Origin of the sequence: Microvirga sp. M2 (assembly GCF_047497095.1) — a bacterium.
Lineage (GTDB): Bacteria > Pseudomonadota > Alphaproteobacteria > Rhizobiales > Beijerinckiaceae > Microvirga.
The window spans coordinates 243,268-264,778 of the sequence record NZ_CP134064.1 but is presented as its reverse complement, the minus strand read 5'-3'; the positions used below and the strand labels follow the sequence as shown (position 1 = coordinate 264,778).

The 21,511-nt window shown below is 61.5% G+C and carries 18 protein-coding genes and 1 pseudogene; 13 read left to right on the top strand and 6 right to left on the bottom strand.

Annotated elements, in window-relative coordinates:
* Positions 1-34: 34 nt before the first annotated feature.
* Entirely contained in the window at positions 35-496 is a 462-nt protein-coding gene (locus RE429_RS21005; protein WP_414475297.1) for a RidA family protein, read from the bottom strand.
* A 400-nt stretch (positions 497-896) separates the two neighbouring features.
* Between RE429_RS21005 and RE429_RS21000 the strand changes: the two genes are divergently transcribed.
* The 12 genes from RE429_RS21000 to RE429_RS20945 all read left to right on the top strand — a co-directional run bounded on the left by RE429_RS21000 (position 897) and on the right by RE429_RS20945 (position 14,892).
* Positions 897-1,133 carry a helix-turn-helix domain-containing protein gene (locus RE429_RS21000; protein WP_414475296.1) on the top strand — a complete coding sequence of 79 codons (237 nt, stop codon included), beginning with the start codon at positions 897-899 and terminating at the stop codon, positions 1,131-1,133.
* Positions 1,134-1,540: 407 nt separating this feature from the next.
* Entirely contained in the window at positions 1,541-2,425 is an 885-nt protein-coding gene (locus RE429_RS20995) for a MurR/RpiR family transcriptional regulator (protein WP_414475295.1), read from the top strand.
* Between the two features lie 340 nt (positions 2,426-2,765).
* The gene (locus tag RE429_RS20990; protein ID WP_414475294.1) at positions 2,766-3,914 is read left to right on the top strand and encodes a mandelate racemase/muconate lactonizing enzyme family protein; all 1,149 of its coding nucleotides are present in this window, start codon (positions 2,766-2,768) and stop codon (positions 3,912-3,914) included.
* Between the two features lie 31 nt (positions 3,915-3,945).
* Positions 3,946-4,707: a creatininase family protein gene (locus tag RE429_RS20985; RefSeq protein ID WP_414475293.1), complete on the top strand. Its 762-nt coding sequence runs from the start codon at positions 3,946-3,948 to the stop codon at positions 4,705-4,707.
* A gap of 94 nt (positions 4,708-4,801) precedes the next feature.
* Complete coding sequence (locus tag RE429_RS20980) at positions 4,802-6,277, top strand: ABC transporter substrate-binding protein (RefSeq protein WP_414475867.1); 1,476 nt, start codon at positions 4,802-4,804, stop codon at positions 6,275-6,277.
* A 66-nt stretch (positions 6,278-6,343) separates the two neighbouring features.
* Complete coding sequence (locus tag RE429_RS20975; RefSeq protein WP_414475292.1) at positions 6,344-7,285, top strand: ABC transporter permease; 942 nt, start codon at positions 6,344-6,346, stop codon at positions 7,283-7,285.
* Positions 7,285-8,151, top strand: coding sequence for an ABC transporter permease (locus tag RE429_RS20970; RefSeq protein WP_414475291.1), 867 nt, complete (start codon positions 7,285-7,287; stop codon positions 8,149-8,151). Before RE429_RS20975 ends, RE429_RS20970 begins: the two co-directional genes overlap by 1 nt.
* Before the next feature lie 3 nt (positions 8,152-8,154).
* Complete coding sequence (locus tag RE429_RS20965) at positions 8,155-9,207, top strand: ABC transporter ATP-binding protein (protein ID WP_414475290.1); 1,053 nt, start codon at positions 8,155-8,157, stop codon at positions 9,205-9,207.
* Positions 9,204-10,226: an ABC transporter ATP-binding protein gene (locus RE429_RS20960; protein WP_414475289.1), complete on the top strand. Its 1,023-nt coding sequence runs from the start codon at positions 9,204-9,206 to the stop codon at positions 10,224-10,226. Before RE429_RS20965 ends, RE429_RS20960 begins: the two co-directional genes overlap by 4 nt.
* A 181-nt stretch (positions 10,227-10,407) precedes the next feature.
* The gene (locus tag RE429_RS20955) at positions 10,408-11,469 is read left to right on the top strand and encodes a D-TA family PLP-dependent enzyme (RefSeq protein WP_414475288.1); all 1,062 of its coding nucleotides are present in this window, start codon (positions 10,408-10,410) and stop codon (positions 11,467-11,469) included.
* A gap of 166 nt (positions 11,470-11,635) precedes the next feature.
* Complete coding sequence (locus tag RE429_RS20950) at positions 11,636-13,237, top strand: N-acyl-D-amino-acid deacylase family protein (protein WP_414475287.1); 1,602 nt, start codon at positions 11,636-11,638, stop codon at positions 13,235-13,237.
* Positions 13,238-13,920: 683 nt separating this feature from the next.
* Entirely contained in the window at positions 13,921-14,892 is a 972-nt protein-coding gene (locus RE429_RS20945) for a DMT family transporter (protein ID WP_414475286.1), read from the top strand.
* Positions 14,893-15,349: 457 nt separating this feature from the next.
* On the opposite strand, the pseudogene RE429_RS20940 reads toward RE429_RS20945, so the two are convergent.
* The 5 genes and pseudogenes from RE429_RS20940 to RE429_RS20920 all read right to left on the bottom strand — a co-directional run.
* A pseudogene (locus tag RE429_RS20940) lies at positions 15,350-15,538 on the bottom strand (IS110 family transposase); the annotation flags it as partial.
* A gap of 93 nt (positions 15,539-15,631) precedes the next feature.
* Positions 15,632-16,897, bottom strand: a complete 1,266-nt coding sequence (locus RE429_RS20935) for an NAD(P)/FAD-dependent oxidoreductase (RefSeq protein ID WP_414475285.1) — start codon at positions 16,895-16,897, stop codon at positions 15,632-15,634.
* 4 nt (positions 16,898-16,901) lie between these two features.
* Complete coding sequence (locus RE429_RS20930; protein WP_414475284.1) at positions 16,902-17,807, bottom strand: ornithine cyclodeaminase family protein; 906 nt, start codon at positions 17,805-17,807, stop codon at positions 16,902-16,904.
* Between the two features lie 47 nt (positions 17,808-17,854).
* Complete coding sequence (locus tag RE429_RS20925) at positions 17,855-19,402, bottom strand: M81 family metallopeptidase (RefSeq protein ID WP_414475283.1); 1,548 nt, start codon at positions 19,400-19,402, stop codon at positions 17,855-17,857.
* Positions 19,403-19,543: 141 nt separating this feature from the next.
* Positions 19,544-20,389 carry a transporter substrate-binding domain-containing protein gene (locus RE429_RS20920; RefSeq protein WP_414475282.1) on the bottom strand — a complete coding sequence of 282 codons (846 nt, stop codon included), beginning with the start codon at positions 20,387-20,389 and terminating at the stop codon, positions 19,544-19,546.
* 141 nt (positions 20,390-20,530) lie between these two features.
* On the opposite strand from RE429_RS20920, the gene RE429_RS20915 reads away from it, so the two are divergent.
* The gene (locus RE429_RS20915) at positions 20,531-21,424 is read left to right on the top strand and encodes a LysR substrate-binding domain-containing protein (protein WP_414475281.1); all 894 of its coding nucleotides are present in this window, start codon (positions 20,531-20,533) and stop codon (positions 21,422-21,424) included.
* Positions 21,425-21,511 lie beyond the last annotated feature (87 nt).

The window sequence follows — 21,511 nt, the reverse complement described above, 5'->3', positions numbered from 1 at the left end:
TCTCAGAGCTTTGACGCCCGTGGCTTATCTTCGTTCAATTCGAGACGAGCAGGATGGCTTCGATTTCGACTGTCATGCGATTGGGCAGCGAGCCCATACCGATGGCCGAGCGGGCATGCCGACCGGCATCTCCCAACACTTCGACGAGCAGGTCGGAGCAACCGTTGATGACTTTTGGATGATCGGAGAAATCTGGTTCGGCATTGACCATACCGAGCAGCTTGATCACGGCTTCGATGCGGCTGAGTTCGCCGAGGGCCGACTTCGCGACGGCCAGCAAATTGAGCCCGGTCAGGCGGGCATCCTCATAGGCCTCTTCAATGGTTGCATCGCGCCCTAAGCGGCCTGGACGGTAGGTCCCGTCCGGACGTTTCGGCCCCTGGCCTGAGAGATACAGCAGATTTCCGGCCCAGCGGTATGGCACGTAGTTCGCCACCGGCACCGGAACCTCGGGAAGTGTGAGACCAAGTGACTTCAGCTTTTCTTCCGGGGTCACGAATGAATTCTCCTTACTAAGGTAAAACGCCTTGAGTTCGACACATTAGCTCCACCCGCTGGGCAGGAAATCTGCCAGACGAGGGCGCGACGAGGGCTCTTAGTATTGGCGACGGTGCTGAAGTGCCACGGGGGGTTGTGCTTCCGGCTCTGTCGATCAGCCTCCCACCCTAAAGCACTTCCTGAAGCGGGTCCTGGGCCTGCGCTCGTGCCGCACCGATGGCGCCAGCGACGATTTTGAGGGCATTCGGCCCTTCCAAAGATTTTGTGACACCCTTCGACAAGCGCCTCTCCCGTCATGTCCAGTATAATAGACATTCATCTTATATTTCGGACACTGCGAAGCTAGACCCGTTAGTGTATCGCTGCAAGACCTCAATTGTGATGACGATGGTTCTGGCATGGTTGATTTAACCCGCCAACCCTCCAAAGGTGCCTCTCGGCCGTTAGCCTCACCGACCGGCGAGCGGCGGCATGGCATCGACCGCGTCATCAGCCTGCTCGAAACGCTTCTGCGCCAGCGGGCGCCAACCCGAGTCGCCGCGATTGCGTGTCTCGTCAACGCCCTTCGCTCGACCGCCTACGAGATCGTCAATCGACTCATCGAGGCCGACATTCTGGAGAATGTCGGCCCATAAGGTCATGTCTATTTCCGGAACACCTCGCATCTGTTCGGACGAGCCTACGTGGATGCGAATCCATTCTACTAAAGATGTAGATGGGCGCTTGATCGCCTTGTGGCCGAGACCGGCGCAACGGCACAACCGTGTGCCTTGCGAGGACGCAAGTGCGTGGTAATCGACATTGCGGCGCCAATCTGCCGTCGCACAGGCGCTGCCCTTGCAACGCTGTGCCTTACTGTTCCAGTTGACACAGATATCGATACGCGTTGTCGCAAACGCCCGCGAACTCTCGGGCACTATCGCATAAGTGTTCGACTTGCTTTACTGACGTTTCGAAAAAGGGCCCAGGAGCTGTTCTTCTGTTGCGCTCGTCAGCTGTCTATGACACAGGGCTCTTGAGCCTCTCAAGGGATGAGACCGCGATGCGCCACGTGAGTAGTCTGATCGATACTATGCGCCTCATGGAACCCGACATGAGCCGTGCTGAGCGTAACGTCGCAAATATTATCCTTTCCGACATTGAAGCGGCGACGCGGATCAGCACCAAGCTTCTGGCGTCGCAGGCCGAGGTCAGTGAGCCGACGATCGTCCGCTTCGCCCGGCGTATGGGTTGTGAGGGTTTTACTGACTTCAAGATACGCCTGGCCCAGGACTACGCTCTTGGGCGGATGTATATCGCTGCCGAACGGCAAGAGCCAGCGACGACTGGTCCAGCAGTTGCCGAACATGTCTATGAAGCGACGGCACAGGCGCTGGCGAATGCCTTTTCCCAACATGATCCGATTGCTTTGGAAGAGGCCGCCGATATCCTGGATAAGGTGCAGCGCGTCTTCTGCTTGGGCGTCGGTGGTAGCTCAGCCAATGTGGCTCGGGAGGCGGAGAATCGGCTATTCCGCCTCGATATGGCGGCGTCGGCATCGTGCGATTCGTATCAGCAGCTCATCATGGCGGCGAACTGCAGTACTTCGGATGCGCTCCTCATCTTCTCAGTCACTGGAAAGCCGCGGTCCTTGATCGACAGCGCTGAGATTGCCCGAGGTCAGGGTGCCGCAGTCATCGCCGTTACCCAACCTGACAGCGAACTCGCTAAACGCAGTGACGTGGTGCTTCCGCTGCATGCCTATGACGAAGAAAAGTTCTTCTACATGCCAAACAGGGGCCGCTACGGGCAATTGTATGTTCTCGATTGCTTGGCAACGCTACTAGGCGCCCGACGGATGAAGTCCGTATCCAAGAAGCTGTGGCGCGCTCGGATGATCCTGGCAAATCTGCATGGCCCTACAAACCCTCAACCTGTCGGCGATTAGTAATTTCACTACATTGAACGGCAGCGCCGATCTGCTCTTCTCGCTCGTCTGGATATCATCCTGGGGCGATACCCGGTATTACTCCGTCTTAGACCCGGGTGACATGGGCACCGTTTCCGCTATCTGGAAAGGGTCCGGAAGTGGCTCAGGTAGCAAGAATATTCGCCCCTCCTGAGGGCGCATTACCCTCTTGTTTGCATGTCCTGTTGCCCTTTTGCCTTGTATCAGCTTGATCGCCAGCCCGCTGGAGACCTGCGGCTATGGATGTCTGCTGCCGCGAACTCGGGTTGACAATCATGTAGTTCAACTACATGGTTCCGCAAATTGATCGAGGGCCAGTATGCAGCACGCCGATAAAGCCATCGCTTCCTTCAGGTTCGACGAAGTCATTGTTCCTTCGCATCCGGGCGTCATCAATTCAGACAGCCTTGCGAAGCCGCTCCACATGCTGCCTGTCGGCGGCAAAGCCGGGTGGAGTGTGCAGTTCGACGAACTCCCCAAGCTGATTTTGCGAATGACTTTGGCGGATGGCACGGTCGGACTCGGCGAGTTCTATCGGGACCACGAGTGGCCGCGCGTCGAGGCGATCTGTGCCGACCTGCTCGGTCGGTCGATCCTGGACCTTCCGCTCCAGGATCTGCCCCTGCCGCTCTGTCGCGAATACGACGGATTCGAATGCGCCATATGGGACGCCTACGCCAAGTCGCTTGGTGTGCCGTTGCACCGCCTCCTGGGCGGCGCGATCCGTGACCGCGTGCATGTCAGCGCCTGGTCGAGCCATCGCACGCAGGAAGAGGTCGGGCCCTGGGTCCGGCAGTACTACGAGCAAGGCTATTCGGTCATCAAATTCAAATGCGATCTCGAGGATGATGTCGCCGGCTGGTGCGCACGGATCAAAGAGTATGCGCCTGGCATGAAAGTGATCTTCGACCCGAACCAGCGGTGGGAGAACTCGGGCAACGCCAGACGGATCATCCGGGAGCTCGAAAAGGTCGGCAACGTCCTTCTGCTCGAGGATCCGATCCCGCGCTGGATGTTGCAGGACTTCGCCGAGCTGAGGCGCTTTTCGTCGATCCCGATCGTTCTGCACATTTCACTCCCCTATATCTACCAGGGTCAGCGCCCCTACGACGCAATCAACGCCATTGCCCACAATGCGATTGATGGCTTTAACTTCAACGGTGGTCTCGCTAAGTTCCAGGTCCTCGATCATATCGCTTCGACTGCCAACACCTATTGCTGGCACGGCTCGGAGATCGACCTCGGCATCCTCGAGGCGATGTACGTCCACCAGTCGGCAGCGGCGCGCAGCTGCGTGTGGCCCGGCGACATCTTTGGGCGCATGATCCGCAAGCACGATCTTCTCGCGACGCCGCTCACCTTCGAGCCGCCCTACGTGCGCATTCCCACCGACGGACCAGGGCTCGGTGTGCGCCTCGACGAAGAAGCAATTGCACGATTCCGCGTCGCAGAACGCGTCATTTCCTGACTGAACCAGGATCACGAGGAGCTTCCGTCCTATGCGCTGGGAGAAATTCACCACCAAGGAAATCGCGGCGCTTGACCGCAATATTCCCGTGGTGCTCAACGTCGCGGCCATCGAACAGCATGGACCGCACCTGCCGCTCGAAACCGATGCCTGTATTGGCGACCACTTTCTGCGCGAGCTCGAGGAGCGGCTTGGGGACGGCGTTCTCATTCTGCCACAAGTCAAGATCTGCTGCTCTGAGCATCACATGGATTTCCCCGGCACCTTATCCGTCCGGCACGAAACCTTCCTGCTCTATGTCGGCGACATCCTCGAATCCGTTGTCAGGCACGGCTTTCGGAATATCATCCTGTTCAACAGCCACGGCGGCAACCAGGCCATCGGCCAGGTGCTTCTTGAGAGCTTTGGAGCCAAACACCGGGATTGTCGCATTGCCATGCTGACGTGGTGGCGTCTCGCCGCCAAGGAACTAAGCGTCATTCGTGAATCCGACTTCGCCGGCATCAATCATGCATGTGAGTTCGAGACGTCACTCATGCTGCTGGCAGCGCCGGAGAGCGTACGACAAAACCTGATTTCCGGAATGAGCTATGTTGAAACGTTCGACTGGGCCAATGCCGACATGATTCTGCCGGCACGGGGAGCCCTGTTCCGCAGCATGAAGGACATGTCCGGCGGCACTGGCGTGGTTGGAGACCCGTCGGTCGCAAGTGTTGACAAGGGCGAACGGATCACTGCCGCCGTGGTCGATCAGCTGGCGCATGTCGTCACAAGCTTGGCGCGGGTCCGTTGAGGCGGCCCGCGTGAGTGCAAGAAGGAGGAACGGAAGAATGTTGAAAACATTACGTTATGCCGGTGCGGTCGTGGCCGCGCTGGCATTCGGCGGCATGCAGCCTGCCGAAGCGCAGCAGCGTGGCGGCGTCGTGACAGTCGCGACGATCGGCGAGCCCAATACGCTCGATCCGATGGTCTCCGCGGGCGATCTGCTTGGCATGGTCACCCAGCACTTTTATGAGACGCTCTATACCTTCGACAAGAACTGGGAGCTGACGCCGCTCCTGGCTGAAAAGCTCCCGGAAGTTTCGGCCGACGGAAAGGTTTATACCATTCCGCTTCGACAGGGCGTGACGTTCCACAACGGCCAGCCGATGACCGCGAAGGACGTGGTGGCATCCCTCAAGCGCTGGCTCGATCTTGCTTCGCGCGGCAAGCTGGTTGCCGGCAACATCCAGGCCGTCGAGGCTGTCGATGACAACACGGTGCGCCTGACCCTCAAGGAGCCATTCGCGGCCCTGACGGCCCTGCTTGCCTTCAACAACTCGGCCGCAGTCGTGATGCCGGCCGATCACATGGAAAATCCCATCAAGGACGTCATCGGCACTGGCCCCTATCGGTTGAAGGAGCGCAAGGCCGACCAATACATCCAGCTCGTTCGCTTCGACGGCTATAAGCAGCGGGAAGGCGAACCGAACGGCTTCGGCGGAGCCCGCAAGCAGTATCTCGATGAGATCCGGTTCGTGCCTGTCCCGGACGCCAATACCCGCGTCGAGGGTTCGCTTGCCGGCCAGTTCGACTATGCCGACCTGCTGCCGGTCGAGGCCTACGATCGCCTGAAAGGCCAGTCGAAGACCGAGCCCCTGATGCTCGAATCCTTCGGTTGGACCATGTTCATCATGAACAACAAGCAAGGAATGATGACCAATCAGAACCTCCGCAAGGCCGTCCAGGCGGCACTCAATGCGGAGGACATGCAGGTGGCCGCCTTCGGCAAGCCTGAGTTCTACTCGGTCGACGGCGCCATGTACCCGAAAGGCTATGTCTGGCGCACGGAGGTCGGTACGGAAGCCTACAACCAGGGTGATGCCGACAAAGCGGCCGCCCTCGCCAAGAAGGCCGGCTATGATGGGTCGCCCATCCGCATCCTGACGAGCCGCCAGTATGAGTTCCACTACAAGATGGCCCAGGTTGCCGCCGAGTATCTGAAGGCGGCGGGCTTCAAGGTCGACTTGCAGGTCGTGGATTGGGCAACGCTCGTTCAGCGTCGCGCCGAACCTGCCCTGTGGGATATCTTTATCACGCACAGTCCCTTCCTGCCCGAGCCGGCGCTCATCGCGCCACTGCCGGATACCTATCCGGGCTGGTGGGCGAGCGAGACCAAGAACAAGCTTCTCACGGCATTCAACACCGAGATGGATCAGAAGAAGCGCATCGCAATCTGGGCCGACATCCAGAAGCTGATCTACGATGAGGTCCCTTTCTATAAAGTCGGCGACTTCAATGCCCTGACGGCGAAGTCTCCGCGGCTTCAGGGCTTTACCGCCTCGCCGTGGCCGTACTTCTGGAACGCGTCCATAAAGCAGTAACATGGGCAAGGTGGGCGGCGGCTGAATTGCCGCTCACCTTTCTTCCCAAACAGGAACCTGGCAGCTATGACCCGCTATGTGATCCGGCGCTTCCTCGGCATGATTGCGGTGATGTTCACAGTCGTGACGATCGTCTTCGTCATCGTGCGCGTCGCTCCCGGCGATCCCGCCGCCGTAATGCTAGGCCCCGATGCCACAGCCGCTGATATCGCAGCTTTGCGCGAGACGTTAGGGCTCAACCGGCCTCTCATCCTTCAGTATTTCTTTTTTCTCGCCCAGTTGCTCCGAGGCGACCTCGGTCAGTCGATCTTTCTCAACATGCCCGTGCTCAGTGCTCTTGCTGAACGCGCCGAGCCCACATTCTTCCTGACCTTGTTCTCGATCCTGATCGCCAGCGCTATCGCCTTGCCGGTGGGCATTTTGGCGGCCTACAAGCGCGGCTCACTCTTCGATCAGGCTGCCACGACCCTTGCCATGCTGGCCGCGAGCATCCCGAGTTTCTGGCTAGGCCTCATCCTCATCCAGGTTTTTGCCGTCCGGTGGGGCTGGTTTCCGGTGTCAGGCTATGGCGGCCCTGATGCCTCTTTCTTGGTGCGGCTATCCCATCTCGTCCTGCCTGCAACCGCACTGGGAATCGTAAGTTCAGCGCTCATTACCCGTTTCACGCGGGCGTCCATGCTCGACGTGCTCAACGACGACTATGTCAGAACGGCCCGCTCGAAGGGCATGGGCGAGTTCCGCGTGGTGATGAAGCATGCGTTCAAGAATGCGCTCATCCCCGTGCTGACCGTGATTGGTCTGACGGCAGCGCTTCTCATTTCCGGCGCCGTCGTGACCGAAACCGTCTTCAGCCTGCCGGGTGTGGGCAATCTCGTCGTTTCCGCCGTACTGCGCCGGGATTATCCCGTCATACAAGGCGCACTTCTCGTCATTGCGGCGCTCTATGTCCTGATCAACTTCGTCATCGACATGCTTTACCTCGTCGTCGACCCACGGGTGCGTTACTGATGGCTATCACTTCGTCTCCTGCGATTGCCGGGCGCCCCGGGTTCGCGAGCCTTGTCTTTCAACGCAAGTCGCTTCTGATCGGCTTGGCCGTCATCGGAATCATCACCCTGTTCGCGGTGCTGGCGCCGCTGATCGCGCCTTATGCCCCGAACAAGCTCTCGGTGGTCAACCGCCTGAAGCCCCCGAGCGAGCGCTGGTGGTTCGGCACCGATGAGTTCGGCCGCGATATCTTCAGCCGGACGATCTATGCGGGACAATTGTCTCTCCTCGTCGGGGCGGCCGCAACCCTGCTCGCGGCTGTCATCGGCATCACGCTCGGCCTCGTTGCCGGCTTCTTCCGTAAGGCTGATGGAATCGTGGCGCGGATCATCGATGCCATGATGGCCTTTCCGGATATTCTTCTCGCGATCTCGCTGGTTGCCGCCCTCGGCCCTTCGCTGGCAACGGTCATTGTCGCTCTCGGCATCGTCTATGCCCCACGCCTTGCCCGCATCGTACGCGCCTCCACGCTCATCATCCGCGAGTTGCCCTATATCGAGGCTGCGAGGGCCCTTGGGGTTTCGACATGGCGGATCATGATCCGCCATGTCCTGCGCAATCTTGTTTCGCCGATTCTCGTGCAGGCGACCTTTATCTTTGCCTATGCCATGCTGGCGGAGGCTAGCCTGTCCTTCCTCGGTGTCGGCGTGAGCCCGGAGATTCCGACCTGGGGCACCATGATCGCCGCTGGCCGGCAATTTGTAGGAAGTGCGGACTGGATGACGTTGTTTCCCGGCGTCGCCATCGTGCTCGCCGTACTGTCCCTCCAACTCGTCGGCGACGGCCTGCGCGACATTCTCGACCCGCGCCTGAGAAAGGACCTCTGAGCGATGGTTGCAACAGCTTTCTCAGGAGCAACAGCCGGAGCCACTTCGGTGCTCCCTTCAAACATTCAGCTTAAAGTCGAGGACCTGCAGACCTATTTCATCCAGGGCGCCCGTTCCGTGAAATCGGTCGACGGCGTCAGTTTTTCGCTAGGACGCGGGCAAACGCTCGCAGTCGTCGGCGAATCCGGATCGGGTAAGTCGGTAACGAGCCTCACGATCATGCGGCTGCTCGCCCATCCGGGCCGGATCGTCGGGGGCCGCGTGTTCTACCGGTTGCGCGGAGGCGATGTGGTCGATCTCGCACAACTGCCCGAGAAACGCATGCGCGCCATCAGAGGCCGCGAGATAGCGATGATCTTTCAGGAGCCGATGACGAGCCTGAATCCGCTCTTCACCGTCGGCGATCAGATCATGGAAATGATCCTCCTGCACGAGCCCATATCCCGGGGCGAGGCACGGTCCAAGGCTAAGCGCATGCTGGAACTCGTCGAGATTCCGGCGCCGGAACGGCGGCTCGATCAATATCCGCACGAGATGTCAGGCGGCATGCGCCAGCGCGTCATGATCGCCCTTGCGCTCTCGTGCAACCCCTCGCTGCTCATCGCCGACGAGCCGACGACCGCTCTCGATGTCACTATTCAGGCCCAGATTCTGGATCTGCTGCGCCGTCTCCAGAAGGAGATCGGCATGAGTATCCTGTTCATCACGCACAATCTCGGCGTTGTGGCCGAGATCGCCCACGAGGTCGCGGTGATGTATGCAGGCCGGGTGGTCGAGCAAGGACCGGTGCTCGATGTCTTCGAGCGTCCACGACACCCGTATACGCGCGGGCTGCTCGCCTGTATCCCGGATGCGCGGCGCGACCGTACCGGAGGTGGTGGTCGGCGACTGTTGAACGCCATTCCGGGCAATGTCCCGAGCGCGCTCGACCTGCCGACAGGCTGCGCCTTTGCCCCGCGCTGCCCACTGGCCGTGGACCGCTGCCGTGAGCTACCACCGCTTATCCCCGTGTCCGAAGATCACCTGTCGCGGTGCTGGAGGTACGACGACCTATGATCAACGACAGTTCACCGAAGGATGGGATTCTGTTATCGGTTCGCAACCTGGAGAAGAGGTTTGCGACGAGTAGCGGCACCGTGCGCGCCCTGTCCGACGTCTCGTTCGACGTGCGCCGTGGCAGCATCCTTGGCATTGTGGGAGAGTCGGGCTCAGGCAAGACTACGGCCGGGCGCTGCATCCTGCGGCTTGTAGAGCCGTCCGGCGGCGAGGCGGTTTTCGACGGCGTCGATCTGTTCAAGCTTTCGGAAAAGGAGCTGCGCGCCTATCGCAAGCGTCTGCAGATCATCTTTCAGGATCCCTATTCGAGTCTCAATCCGCGCATGCGCGTCGGGGACATTATCGGCGAGGCCATCGATACCCATAACCTCGCCAAGGGCGCCTCGCGCGACGAGCGCATTGCGCAGCTGCTGAGCCGCGTCGGCCTGCGGCCGGAACACGCCCGACGCTATCCTCACGAGTTCTCCGGAGGGCAGCGCCAGCGCATCGGCATTGCCCGCGCACTCGCCGTGGAGCCCGAGCTGATCATCGCCGACGAGCCGGTGTCCGCCCTCGACGTCTCCGTTCAGGCTCAGGTCCTGAACCTGATGCAGGAGTTGCAGCAGCAGCTTGGTTTGACAATGGTGTTCATCTCGCACGACCTATCGGTCGTCGAGTACCTCTGCGATGATATCGTCGTCCTTTACCTTGGGCGCATCATGGAAATGGGGCCCGCCCGTGAGGTCTATTCCAATCCGCGCCATCCCTATACTCAGGTGCTTCTGTCTGCCGCGCCGATTGCCGATCCGCGCGCCAAGCGCGAGCGCATCATTTTGCAAGGCGATATCCCGAGCCCCCTCAACCCGCCCTCAGGGTGTGTGTTCCGCACGCGATGTCCCTACGCCGTGCAAGCTTGCGCTGAGATCGTGCCTGCGCGGGAAGAGGTCTCGCCGGGTCATAGCGTTGCATGTATTCGCCAGGTGGAACTCTCCGAAATGCGACGACCGGAGACCAGCGGAGCTGCTTGTGACACCGTATGAATAAGGCCGCCTAGGGCAGATCCGAGGGTCGTGCACCCAAGGCCCATCCTGCCTGAAGGCTCTATGCCGGCCAGGGGACCATCTATTTTTGCGAGATTCCGCCGCAGCAACTGCAGCGCAGCGGCGGTCAATGACATCGACCCCGAATTTTCCGTGGCGACGAGAAGACATTAGGCCTCCAATGACCAAGATTCACGAACTGGACACACCCGTCGTGTTGATCGACCTCGACCGCGTCGAGGCCAATCTCAAACGCGCTCAAGATTTCGCTGACGCGAACGGGGTGAAGCTGCGCCCGCACATCAAGACCCATAAACTGCCACGCCTCGCCAAGCGGCAGATGGAGCTCGGCGCGATTGGGATTACCTGCCAGAAGATTGGCGAGGCGGAGGTGATGGTGGAAGCCGGCATCACGGATATCTTCCTCCCCTATAACATCCTCGGCGAGCCCAAGCTGAAACGCCTTCTGGCGCTCGCTCGGCGTGCCTCCATCAAGGTGACAGCGGACAGTACGATCACCATCAACGGCTATTCCAAGACCTTTGCAAGTTCCGGCATCACTCTTTCCGTTCTTGTGGAATGCGACACCGGTGGCGGGCGTGTCGGTGTCCAGAGACCTGAGGACGCCCTGGCTCTTGCTCAGCGTATCGCCGCCTCTGAAGGGCTGCGCTTTGGTGGCCTGATGACATATCCTGCCAAAGGCATGGTGGCGCAGGCGAATGCCTGGCTCGAGCAAGCTACAGTCTTGTTGAAAGCGGCGGGCCTCACGCCCGAGATTGTCTCGACGGGTGGCACGCCAGACCTCTGGCGCAGCAGCGAGAACCACGCGGCCACCGAGTATCGCCCGGGCACCTACATTTACCTCGACCGTTCCCAGGTTCGGGAGGGTGTCGGCAGCTTTGATGATTGCGCGCTCACCGTGTTGGCAACCGTCGTTTCCCGTCCGACCGACAACCGCGCGGTCCTCGACACGGGCTCGAAAGCGCTTACAAGCGATACGTTGGGCCTCGAGGGGTTCGGCCGCATCATCGAGTATCCGGACGCAGCCATTGTGTCTCTGAGCGAGGAGCATGGCGTCGTCGACCTTACCCATTCGGCGGCAAGACCCGAGGTTGGAGAGATGGTTCGCATCATTCCGAACCACGTCTGTCCCGTCACAAACCTTTTCGACGAGGTGACGTTCGTGCGCGGTAACGATGTACTCGAAACTGTTCCCGTCGGCGCCCGCGGGAAAGTCGCGTAACGCGCTTCTTAGGAAATCTTCGTGCTGTCCTGCACCCAGAATCCGCTCGCAGAATTCGATTCTAACGCTGGAAGTTTACAGCGTTCGTCAGATACCCGCCGTTCCCGCTGGGCGAAAGCCGCGGCTATAATGACAAGATCACTCTCCTTTTGGGAGCGAGGCTAACATGACACAGGACTGGCTCATCAAAAACGCCCGGATCATCGACGGAACCGGGGCCCCGTGGTTCCGCGGCGACGTGCATGTGGCCGGCGGGCGGATCGCCGGTGTCGGCGCCAACCTCGCGGCGGCGCCGGGCGCGACCGTCGTCGATGCGCAGGACCGCTATCTCTCGCCCGGGTTCATCGACGCCCATTGCCATGACGACCTGATCTGCCTGCGCGAGCCGGACCGGCCCGAAAAGGCGCTGCAGGGCGTGACCACCGTGGTCGTCGGCAATTGCAGCTTCTCCCTCTATCCTGCGCGGGGCGAATCCCGGGAGGATTTGCGCAAGCACTTCTCGGGACTGCTCGGACAGACGGCGCCCGAGGAGATCTTCGACGATTTCGCGGATTACCGCGAGCGCCTTCACCAGGGCGTCGCCGTCAACGTCGTTTCCCTCGTGGGCCATGCGGCCCTGCGCCTTGCGGTCATGGGCTATGAGCGGCGCGCCGCGAGAGCCGACGAGATCGCCGCGATGGCGGCCCTTCTCGATCGCCAGCTCGAACAGGGCGCCATCGGCCTGTCCCTGGGATTGGTCTACCCTCCGAGCGCCTTCGCCGACCTCGACGAGATGGTGGCCCTCGCCAAGGTCGTGACATCTCACGGACGCCTGATGACCGCCCACGTGCGCAGCTACGAGGATCGGCTCGTCCCATCGATCGAGGAATTCATCGAGATCCTCCGGCAATCCGGCGCGGCCGGCCTCCTGTCCCACCTGCAATCGGCGGGACGCCCCAATTGGGGGCAGATCCCGCGCGCCCTGGAGACCCTGGAGGCGGCCCGGCGGGAAGGCATCGACATCAGCTTCGACATGTATCCCTATCCGGCCGGCAGCACCTATCTCCTGCAATTGCTGCCGCCCGCTTCCCTCGAGGGAGGCCTCGACAGCCTGAAGCGGCGGCTGCGCGATCCCGAGATCGGCCCCGTGCTGCGCCGCTGGGTCGAGAACGGCGGCCCGGCCTTTCACGGCCAGAGCAAGCTGGCGCTCATCGGCTGGGAGAACGTGCGCATTTCCGGCGTCAACAACCCGGCCCTGAAGCGGCTCGAAGGCCTGAACATGCGCCAGGCGGCGGAGCGCGAGGCCATCGAGCCCTACGACCTGATGATCCGCCTCGTGGAGGAGGACGACGGCCAGACCGGCGTCATTCTGTTTCAGCTCGACGAGACCGACCTGCATGCGGCCTGCTGCCACCGGCTGCACATGGTGGGGTCCGACGGCCTGCCCCGGCCCGGCACCAAACCTCATCCGCGCGCCTTCGGCACCTTCCCGCGCATCGTCGGACCCCTGCGCCGCGACGAAGGGTGGTTCTCCATCGAGGATGCGGTCCGCCGCATGACCTCGATCGCGGCACAGCGCTTCTCCCTGCAGGATCGCGGCCTGGTGCGGCCCGACATGGCGGCAGACCTCGTGCTGTTCGAGGAAGGCGTGACCGACCGGGCCACCTTCGACGAATCCACCCTGCTGCCCTCCGGCATCGTCGCCGTCTGGGTCAACGGCGAAGCCATCGTGCGCGACGGCGCGCCCACGGGAGCCCGCCCGGGCCGCATGCTGCCCCTGATGGGGTGAATCATCCGGCGCTGTTCCGGCATGGGCCGCATGCTGGTACTGTCAAATTAGCCCGGGGGTGACTGGATCGAAGCATATGTGAGGGATGAAACCATCCCGCCGTACTCACTATGCCCGCCACCGCTTTTCGGCTGAAGTGATCAGCCATGCAGTCTGGTTGTACTTCCGGTTTCCGTTGAGCCTGCGCATGGTCGAGGAGATACTGGCTGCCTGAGAGATCCTGGCTCGCCATGACGCTATGTGGTGGTGGGCGCAGAAGTTTGGCGAGAGCTTTGCCCACCGAGCCCGTGGAAGTCCCGTAACCCTCCGTGATAAATAGCGTCTCAAAAGGTTCTGATGAGGTGGACGCCCCCCGACGGCCTCGGTGTGCCACAGTGGAGGTGTTGAAAAGCACCACTTGAGGGAGGCGTCCACCTCATCAGAACCAGATCACACCGAATGCTTCTCACCAGCAGCGGCGATGCTCTTGAATTTCACGGGTGAATAGCAAAGGCCTCATACCATCGCCAAAGTCGGCCAGCAGGAATCCACTTTCTTCTTGCGCGCGTTCCATGGGCCCGGCGCGAGGATGCTCCGAGAGGGTAGGAGGCTAGTTCACACAAGATTCAGCAGATCCGGTTCATCCTGCTGGTTCAACAGGGCGCGTGAAGCCCCACGCCCTCACCGAGATTGACCCAGTCCCGATGTGTCTTCCTCCCTCCGTCCCCGCCGTAGCGGACTGTCCGTCCTTCGAAGGTACCACCGCGAGGCGCGCCACTCCGTCCAAAGACACGACCTTCGCCGCCATCGGCCTGGCTGTCCTGTCAACCGTCTTCTTCGCCATGGGCGATGTCACCGCGAAAGCTCTGACCGGCACGCTGCCTGCGATCGAGGTCACTTGGCTGCGCTACGTCGTCTTCTGCTCGGTGGTCGTTCCAACGGTCTTCATCGCGCGTGGCGCGAGGGCGATGCACACACCGCGCTTGCGCCTCCAGATCATCCGGGCGCTGGCCATGGCCGGCTCATCCGTCCTCTTCATTCTCGGACTGCGACACCTCCAGGTAGCGGAGGCGACGGCGATCAACTTCATTTCACCGATCTTCATCACCGCCCTTTCAATCCCCCTTCTCGGAGAGAGGGTGGGCATCCGGCGCTGGGCCGCGGCGGCGCTGGGTTTCCTGGGCGTGATGCTTGTCGTCCAGCCCGGCGGCTCGGCTTTCCAGCTCGCTGCCCTGCTCCCGATCGGCGCCGCGCTCGCATGGGCTGTGGCCGCTGTCACCACCCGCCGTATGATCTCCGAAAAGCCTGAGGCGACCTTGGCATGGTCGGCGGTCCTTGGGTTGATCATCCTGTCAGCCTTCGTGCCATTCAACTGGCGCACACCCGGTGTTGCGGAGATCGGCCTGGCCGTTCTGATGGGCGCGTTCTCGACCACTGGCCACTGGCTCATCATCCTGGCCTACCGGAAGGCCGCAGCCTCCACCATCGCTCCGTTCTCCTACGTCCAGCTCCTGTTCGCCGGGCTGCTCGGCTTCGCCGTCTTCGGCACCGTCCCGGGGGCAATGACCCTCGCCGGCGGGGTCGTCATTGCGGCGAGCGGCCTCTACACGGCCCATCGTGAGCGCATCAGAGCCAGGGAGGCGAGGCTTGCTGCCGCCGGGATCCGCCGCCCTTAAATTGCGGTGCACGGCACCGACGGCTCTGATCGACTGTTTCGATAAGGGATTGCCAACGCCAAGAATCAAATCGGATCGATCCAGGCGTTCGACGCAGCAGGCGACACAATGCCCCGCGGCAGGTCGGCAGCGGTCCGCTTGGGGGCACCGTCAACTCAACCGAGTAAAGGCCGTTTCCCGGCGATTGCAGCAATTTCCCGGCATGTCCAAGCTATTGAAAATGCGTGACCGGCATCGAACCTAAACGCCGAAAATGGCAAGTAAAAGCGTTAAGATGACGGTGCCGTTTCACCTGCTCGCCGCATAGCGGCAGTACAGGGCATCTGCTTCTTTCTCGCCCCTGTTCCGGATTTGCGCCATGTGTGGACGTCCCGCGAGGCGCAACAGAAATCTTGTTTGATGCAGCGCGTGGTCAGGGCTCCGACATGCGTGCGGCCTCTACTGCGGCTCACATGCCGCGGGCCCGATGCTGAGCGCTGCCGCAGGCCTCCATCGCCACCGTACCGGACGGTTGGCCGGCAAAGAAGGTGAGCACCTGGTGCCGCCGCAGCTTCTTGCGGAACAAGACCGCTCCCGATGCATCGGCGCCGTGTCCTTGGATCACGCTCTTCGCCAGATCCAACCCAATCGTGCTGACCTCGCCCATGGACACCTCCCTCAAGTGGTGCTCTTCAACACCTCCACTGTGGCACACCGAGGCCATCGGGGGCGTCCACCTCATCAGAGGCAGCAGCAGAGCTCAGGACACGAAACGCTCAATCGAGTACGGCTTTGGATCGGTGAAAGTCTCCCGGCCGGTCATCATTTCGGCCAGCAAACGTCCCGTAACAGGTCCCAGGGTCAAGCCATGATGATTGTGACCAAAGGCGCACCACAGCCCTTGATGCCTTGGCGCAGCCCCAATGACGGGGCGCATATCGGGCAGGCAAGGGCGGGCTCCCATCCACGGCTGCGGATCGATCCGCCGTTCAAGAGGGAAAATCTCGCGTGCCAGGGGCTCCGTTCGGTCCAACTGCAAGGGAGTTGGTGCGGAGTCTCGGTGGGCAAACTCGACTCCCGTCGTCAGGCGGATACCGCGAGTCATCGGTGCAAGCAGAAAGCCTCCGTCCACGTCAACCACAGGATGATGAAGGAGAGATCCGGCTTTAGCCCTGAAATGCACATGGTACCCACGCTTCACGGCCAACGGAACGCGATAGCCGAGCAGACGTAGGACCGTGTCGGACCATGGCCCAAGAGCAATTACCACATCGTGGGCGCGGACCAGGCCATCCCCGCTGCGGACCGTCCATTCGGTGTCGTCCTGCTGGAGCGTGCGGGCCTCACCGTGAACGAAACGGCCGCCGCGTCGCAGAAACAGGTCGGCGTATCCTTTTACGAGACCGCCAGGGTCAGGAATTGTCGCCGGGTCCCGCCAATGAATTCCGCCAATGAGGGTCTCGGACGTGTGAGGCTCTCGCTGACGAAGGGCCTTGCTGTCGAGGATATCGAAGTGCAACCCATAAGGCTCGAGAGCCGCAGTATTCTTCGCTGCTTGGTCGAATGACTTTGCGCTGCGGAATGCCTCAATCCAGCCTGTCCGGCGCAATTGCTCCAGGAGCCCGGCTTCTGTCATAAGGCGCTCATGCTCTGCGACTGACCGCTCAATGAGAGGCAGCATGTCGCTCGCTGCCATTTTCAATGGGCCGGGTGCGGATTCGCGCCAGAATCGCCAGAGCCAAGGGAGGATCCGGGGCAGGAAGCGCCAGTCGGAACGGACATCTGCGGAGCGGTTCAGGGCGTAGAGGAGAATGGTCCTGAGATCGCGGGGGACCCCGTAGGGAATGACGCTCGACCGTTCGATCAGCCCGGCATTGCCATGGCTCGTTTCCTCGCCCGCGCCGCGTCGGTCAATCAGGACGACATCGCGCCCCCGCATCTGAAGATGCAGAGCGGCGGATACGCCCACGATGCCGGCCCCCAGCACAATGACATCGGCGCGGATTTCACGATGCGGGTGTGTCATCGGCTCAGGAAGCGTGCGAGCTCACGCGGTGGATCTCGAGCGCCATCTTCACGTCTTCGATGCCAAGGCCCATGGACCGGAAAAAACTGGCCCGATCGGGGGAGGGGGCCAGCGCCTTGCCGCAGGCAAGTTCACCCAGATCACCGCGGATGTCGTCGCGGGACCATTCGTGCTCAGAGGCCATCACCATCTCACCCGCGATGAGCGGAGTCGTCGACCGGTCGTCGCAATAGACATTCATTCGGGTCAGGGCTTCTGGCGGAATTTCATGTGCCCGTGCGACGTTCGTGCTGATCGAGGTCACAAGCATCCCGGGCCTGATATGCTCCGTTGATAGAACCGGGGTGCCGGAGGACGTACAAAGCAGCACCACATCGGAATCGGCCACCGCGAGAGAGCAATCGTCGGTAATCTCAGGGAAAGGTTGGAGATTGCCGAAGCGTGCCTCGAGGGTCTCCTTTTTGGCCAAGATATTGCGTGAATGAATGCGGACCCGCTTCCACGACCGAAGCGGCAGGACGTGACGCAGGTGAGCCAAGGCAACAGGACCGCTGCCGATGATTGCCAGATTGGCGGAATCAGCTCGGGCGAGGAGATCGACTGCCAAAGCGGTCGTCGCGGCGGTTCGCTCTGTCGTCAGCGCCAGGGAGTCGCAGAACAGCAAGGGCTGTCCCGTCTCAAGGCTCATCAGCATCGTCGTGGCCGTGACCTTGCCACCAGACGGGGTGACCACATAGGGCGAAACCTTGACCCCGAGCACCCCATCCTCCGGCAAAACACCCGAGTAGGTGATGTAGTCGCCCCGGTTGTCGGGCAGAAGGGTGAGGGCCTGCGGCGGCTGGGTCACGAGGCCTTGTCCGTGCGCCTCAAAGAGGTCGCGCATCGCCGCGACAGCGTCAACGCGCTTCATACGGTCCTCGACGGCAGTGGCGTCGAGCCAAGCAGGGGAGGGCTATGTCATGCTCGACTCTCCGCGATGACAGGCTCTTCAGAGGATCGGGAACGAATAAAGACTTCTGGGTTGTAGGGGGTGTCGGGTTCGAGCGGATACATCGGTCTCGGCACGCGCGTGAAGGTGAACTTCCTCAGATCCGGAGAGGCCAGCGCCCCGCTGTCGCACACCAGAACCCGACTTGCGATCGGCTCGAACGCGGCCCGGAAATGCTGCATGGATTTGACACCGACGATCCCCTTGGCGCGAGGGTCAATACCAAAGGTGAGGAATTGCTGCAGATCATGACACTGATGAGGCTCAGTGACGATCACGACCTGAACGCGCCCGACCTCGATCACCGCCGTGGGGCCAAAGGACATGCGGACACCCGCATACATCGGTCCATCACAGGTGTAGCTGCCGTCGGATACGCTCAGCAGCGTGCCCGTGAGGTCAAGGGGCTCGCCGCCGAAGGATGCGTTCACCTTGCCGCCGAGACGGATCGATACCGTTTCACCGGGCTTCCTGGTCTGCAGCTGCGAGGCAATCTCGGGGTCCACGATCGGGCAGAAGCAGGCGTCTGCGTCTGCCGCTATCAAGGCCCGAAGCAGGTTCGTGCCGTCGCCGTACCCTCCAGCTCCGGGATTGTCGGCATAATCCGCGATGACCACCGGCCGATCATCCCCCGCACGCGCGGAAGCCACCGCATCCTCAGGGGACAGGAAGCGGTTGACGAGATCATGGCGCATGTCCCACATGGCCTTCGCCATCTCCTCGGCGAACGACCGGTGAGATTCCGGATCTCCGGAATAAGTCACCGTGATCGTCGGACCGATCTCATCAATATCGGCATAGGGAAAGGCGCCGTTGACGCTCACCGCCAGGACATTCGGCTCGCTCTCATACGCCCGGGCCCGGTCCATCACGGCAACAAGCGGCCCGACATCAGTGCGGCCGCCATTGGCGTCCTCCAGCATGGGCGGACGCACGAACAGAGTATGCGGCTTGATTTCACCGGCCATGGTCCGGTGCAACAACTCGCCCGCATGCCGGCCGGCCACGCGCATGTCGACATGCGGATAGGTCTTATAAGATACGAGAATGTCAGCCAGTTCGCACATGCGCCTGGTAACGTTCGCATGCAGATCCAAGGTCGCGGCGATCGGAATGTCCCGGCCAACGATTGCGCGGAGGCGTTCGAGAATCTCCCCTTCGCCGTCGTCTGAATGGGTCGTGACCATGGCGCCGTGGAATGCGAGCAGGATCCCATCGAGCCGTTCCCGCTCCCGGCGGGCGGCGTCCTCGACGACTTTCACGATCTCCTCGAAAGCCTCCTCGGTAACGCAGCCTGCCGGATTGGCGTGGGCGCTGATGACATGAACCAGCTCCCAGCTCTTCTCGCGTGCAACATCCAGGAAACCCGCGACCTCGGTATTCGTCCCATCGAGCGCCCGCAGGGCCTCGTCGCCGTGGAGCAAGATCACATCGGCGAAGCGGTCCAGAGACGTCAGGCGAACGCTGAAGGAATTCGACTCGTGCATGATTTGTGCCGAGAGAACGCGAAAGGACATCGTCCGACTCCAGGTTTGAAGGAGGGAAGGGGACGAGTACCGGTGGAGCGTCTGCTCCCTTGTGTCTCGTCCTCATGCAAAGAGGCAGCGTGCCCCGCCGGCTCAACCCAGCGGGTTGCCTTCAACAACATTGATACTTGATTACTTTGCGGCGAGGTCGCGCTTGAACCACTTCTGGGACAGCCGCGAGATCGTGCCGTCGGCCAGGGCCGATGCGATCGCCTCGTCGAACATGACTTTCAAGTCCTGGTCGGCTTTCCGCAAACCTGCCGCAACACCCCGCCCCATGAAACCACCGGTGAAGCCGGGACCGGCGATGACGAAGTTCTCGAAACCCGGCTTGCTCAAGGTGGTATCGAGGGTCGTCGTGGCCGCGGCTACGGCGTCGACGCGCCCAGCCGCCAGATCCAGATCATGCTGCTCCGTGGTCTTGTACTCGCGGATTTCCACGCCCTGGAACAGGCGCTCCATCATGGTCGCCAGTGTCGTCGAGCCCTGGACGCCCACGACCTTGTCCTTGAAAAGCGGCTTGATCTCGTCAGCGGCCTTCTGGGCCGCCGCAGCATCCGCCCCGATATCGAAGACCTTGTCGTTCGGCACCTTTGCCAGGGGAGAGTCCTTGGGAACGAGGAAGGCACCGGGGGTGCGGGCGTACGGCCGCGAGAAATTGATGGTTTCCAGCCGCTTATCGGTGATCTGCATCCCGGCCATGATAGCATCGTACTTGCCGGCGTTGAGCGCCGGGATGATGCCATCCCAGTCCTGGGCCACGATCTCGCACTTCACCTTCATCCGCGGGCAGAGCTCGCCGATGAGATCGATCTCGAAGCCTTCGAGCTTGCCGCTCGGGCCGGCGAAGTTCCATGGAGCATATGCCCCTTCCGTGGCGATCTTCACGGTCTCCCATTTCTTTGCCTGTGCGAAGGCGCCGCCTGCGGTCGCAAGAAGCCCCAGAGCCGCAATGCCGAGTAGTTGAAGTCGCTTCACCGAGCCGCTCCCCTTTTGAGTATTTCTGAAATCCGTCCAGCGGCCGACCTGGGCCTCCGTCAGGAGCCCCAGACCTTGCTCTAGACAGATGGGCTCACGCAATCGAGAATGTCTCCGGCTCAACTGTGAGAAAATCTAACAATGGCAGCACGTCGGCTTCCCCCTCTCAACGCTCTGCGGGCCTTCGAGGCGGCGGCCCGCCGTCGCTCGATCTCCCGGGCCGCCGAGGAACTCGGGGTGACGCATGGAGCAGTCAGCCACCAGATCCGGACGCTGGAAGCTTTCGTCGGCACCGATCTCCTGGAGCGGGCGGGCAACCGCTTCAAGTTGACGGTGGCAGGAGAGCAACTCCTGGCCCCCCTGAGTTCCGGGTTCGACCTTCTGGCGACAGCCGTCATTAGCTTGGATCGACCGAGCGTCCGGGGCGACGTCACGGTAAGCGCGCCTCCTGCCCTGACATGCCTGTGGCTGGTGAAGACGGTCGGCGGCCTGTTGAAGCAGTACCCCGACTTGCGGTTACACCTGCGTCCCTCAAACAGTCCGAAGGAGGTCATCGCCTCCGATGTCGATCTGTGCATTCGCTATGGCGATGGAATCTGGCCTGGCCGACGCAGTGAGCGGCTGACCGACACTGATCTTTTCCCGGTCTGCCAGCCGGATCTTCTCGCAAGTGGAGACATCCGTGAGGTGGCCAACTCACCCCTGCTATGTGCCGCGAACGGTCATGAGTGGGACCTCTGGCTGGCGACGGTTCCACAGGGAAGCATCCTCACCGGAGGACGCCATTATCTCGGAAATCATCTGGCGATGATCGAGGCGGCCGTCGGCGGCCTTGGTCTCGCCATGGGAGACAACGTGACCTGTCAACGCTACTTGGAATCTGGGATCCTTGTTCGACCGTTCGCTGAGAGTGTCCGGGCGCCGGCCTCATTTTTCCTGATCGATGCCGGCGACCACGAGCGGCGTCCAGCCGTAACAGCGGTTCGGCAATGGATCCTCGAAAGCTTCAATCGGGAAACCGCTCTAACGGCCTGAGTCCATAACGGGAGACAATGGCGACGATCCAACCTGGCTCTGATGAGGTGGACGCCCCCCGAGGGCCTCGGTGTGCCACAGTGGAGG

Excerpts from the sequence above, each read along its gene's own strand:
- RE429_RS20970 (WP_414475291.1), top strand. The coding sequence starts at position 7,285 with ATGGCTATCACTTCGTCTCCTGCGATTGCCGGGCGCCCCGGGTTCGCG.
- RE429_RS20925 (WP_414475283.1), bottom strand. The coding sequence starts at position 19,402 with ATGTCCTTTCGCGTTCTCTCGGCACAAATCATGCACGAGTCGAATTCC.
- RE429_RS20950 (WP_414475287.1), top strand. The coding sequence starts at position 11,636 with ATGACACAGGACTGGCTCATCAAAAACGCCCGGATCATCGACGGAACC.
- RE429_RS20975 (WP_414475292.1), top strand. The coding sequence starts at position 6,344 with ATGACCCGCTATGTGATCCGGCGCTTCCTCGGCATGATTGCGGTGATG.
- RE429_RS20960 (WP_414475289.1), top strand. The coding sequence starts at position 9,204 with ATGATCAACGACAGTTCACCGAAGGATGGGATTCTGTTATCGGTTCGC.
- RE429_RS20935 (WP_414475285.1), bottom strand. The coding sequence starts at position 16,897 with ATGACACACCCGCATCGTGAAATCCGCGCCGATGTCATTGTGCTGGGG.
- RE429_RS20980 (WP_414475867.1), top strand. The coding sequence starts at position 4,802 with ATGCAGCCTGCCGAAGCGCAGCAGCGTGGCGGCGTCGTGACAGTCGCG.
- RE429_RS20990 (WP_414475294.1), top strand. The coding sequence starts at position 2,766 with ATGCAGCACGCCGATAAAGCCATCGCTTCCTTCAGGTTCGACGAAGTC.
- RE429_RS20995 (WP_414475295.1), top strand. The coding sequence starts at position 1,541 with ATGCGCCACGTGAGTAGTCTGATCGATACTATGCGCCTCATGGAACCC.
- RE429_RS20945 (WP_414475286.1), top strand. The coding sequence starts at position 13,921 with ATGTGTCTTCCTCCCTCCGTCCCCGCCGTAGCGGACTGTCCGTCCTTC.
- RE429_RS20985 (WP_414475293.1), top strand. The coding sequence starts at position 3,946 with ATGCGCTGGGAGAAATTCACCACCAAGGAAATCGCGGCGCTTGACCGC.
- RE429_RS21000 (WP_414475296.1), top strand. The coding sequence starts at position 897 with ATGGTTGATTTAACCCGCCAACCCTCCAAAGGTGCCTCTCGGCCGTTA.
- RE429_RS20915 (WP_414475281.1), top strand. The coding sequence starts at position 20,531 with ATGGCAGCACGTCGGCTTCCCCCTCTCAACGCTCTGCGGGCCTTCGAG.
- RE429_RS20955 (WP_414475288.1), top strand. The coding sequence starts at position 10,408 with ATGACCAAGATTCACGAACTGGACACACCCGTCGTGTTGATCGACCTC.
- RE429_RS20965 (WP_414475290.1), top strand. The coding sequence starts at position 8,155 with ATGGTTGCAACAGCTTTCTCAGGAGCAACAGCCGGAGCCACTTCGGTG.
- RE429_RS20930 (WP_414475284.1), bottom strand. The coding sequence starts at position 17,807 with ATGAAGCGCGTTGACGCTGTCGCGGCGATGCGCGACCTCTTTGAGGCG.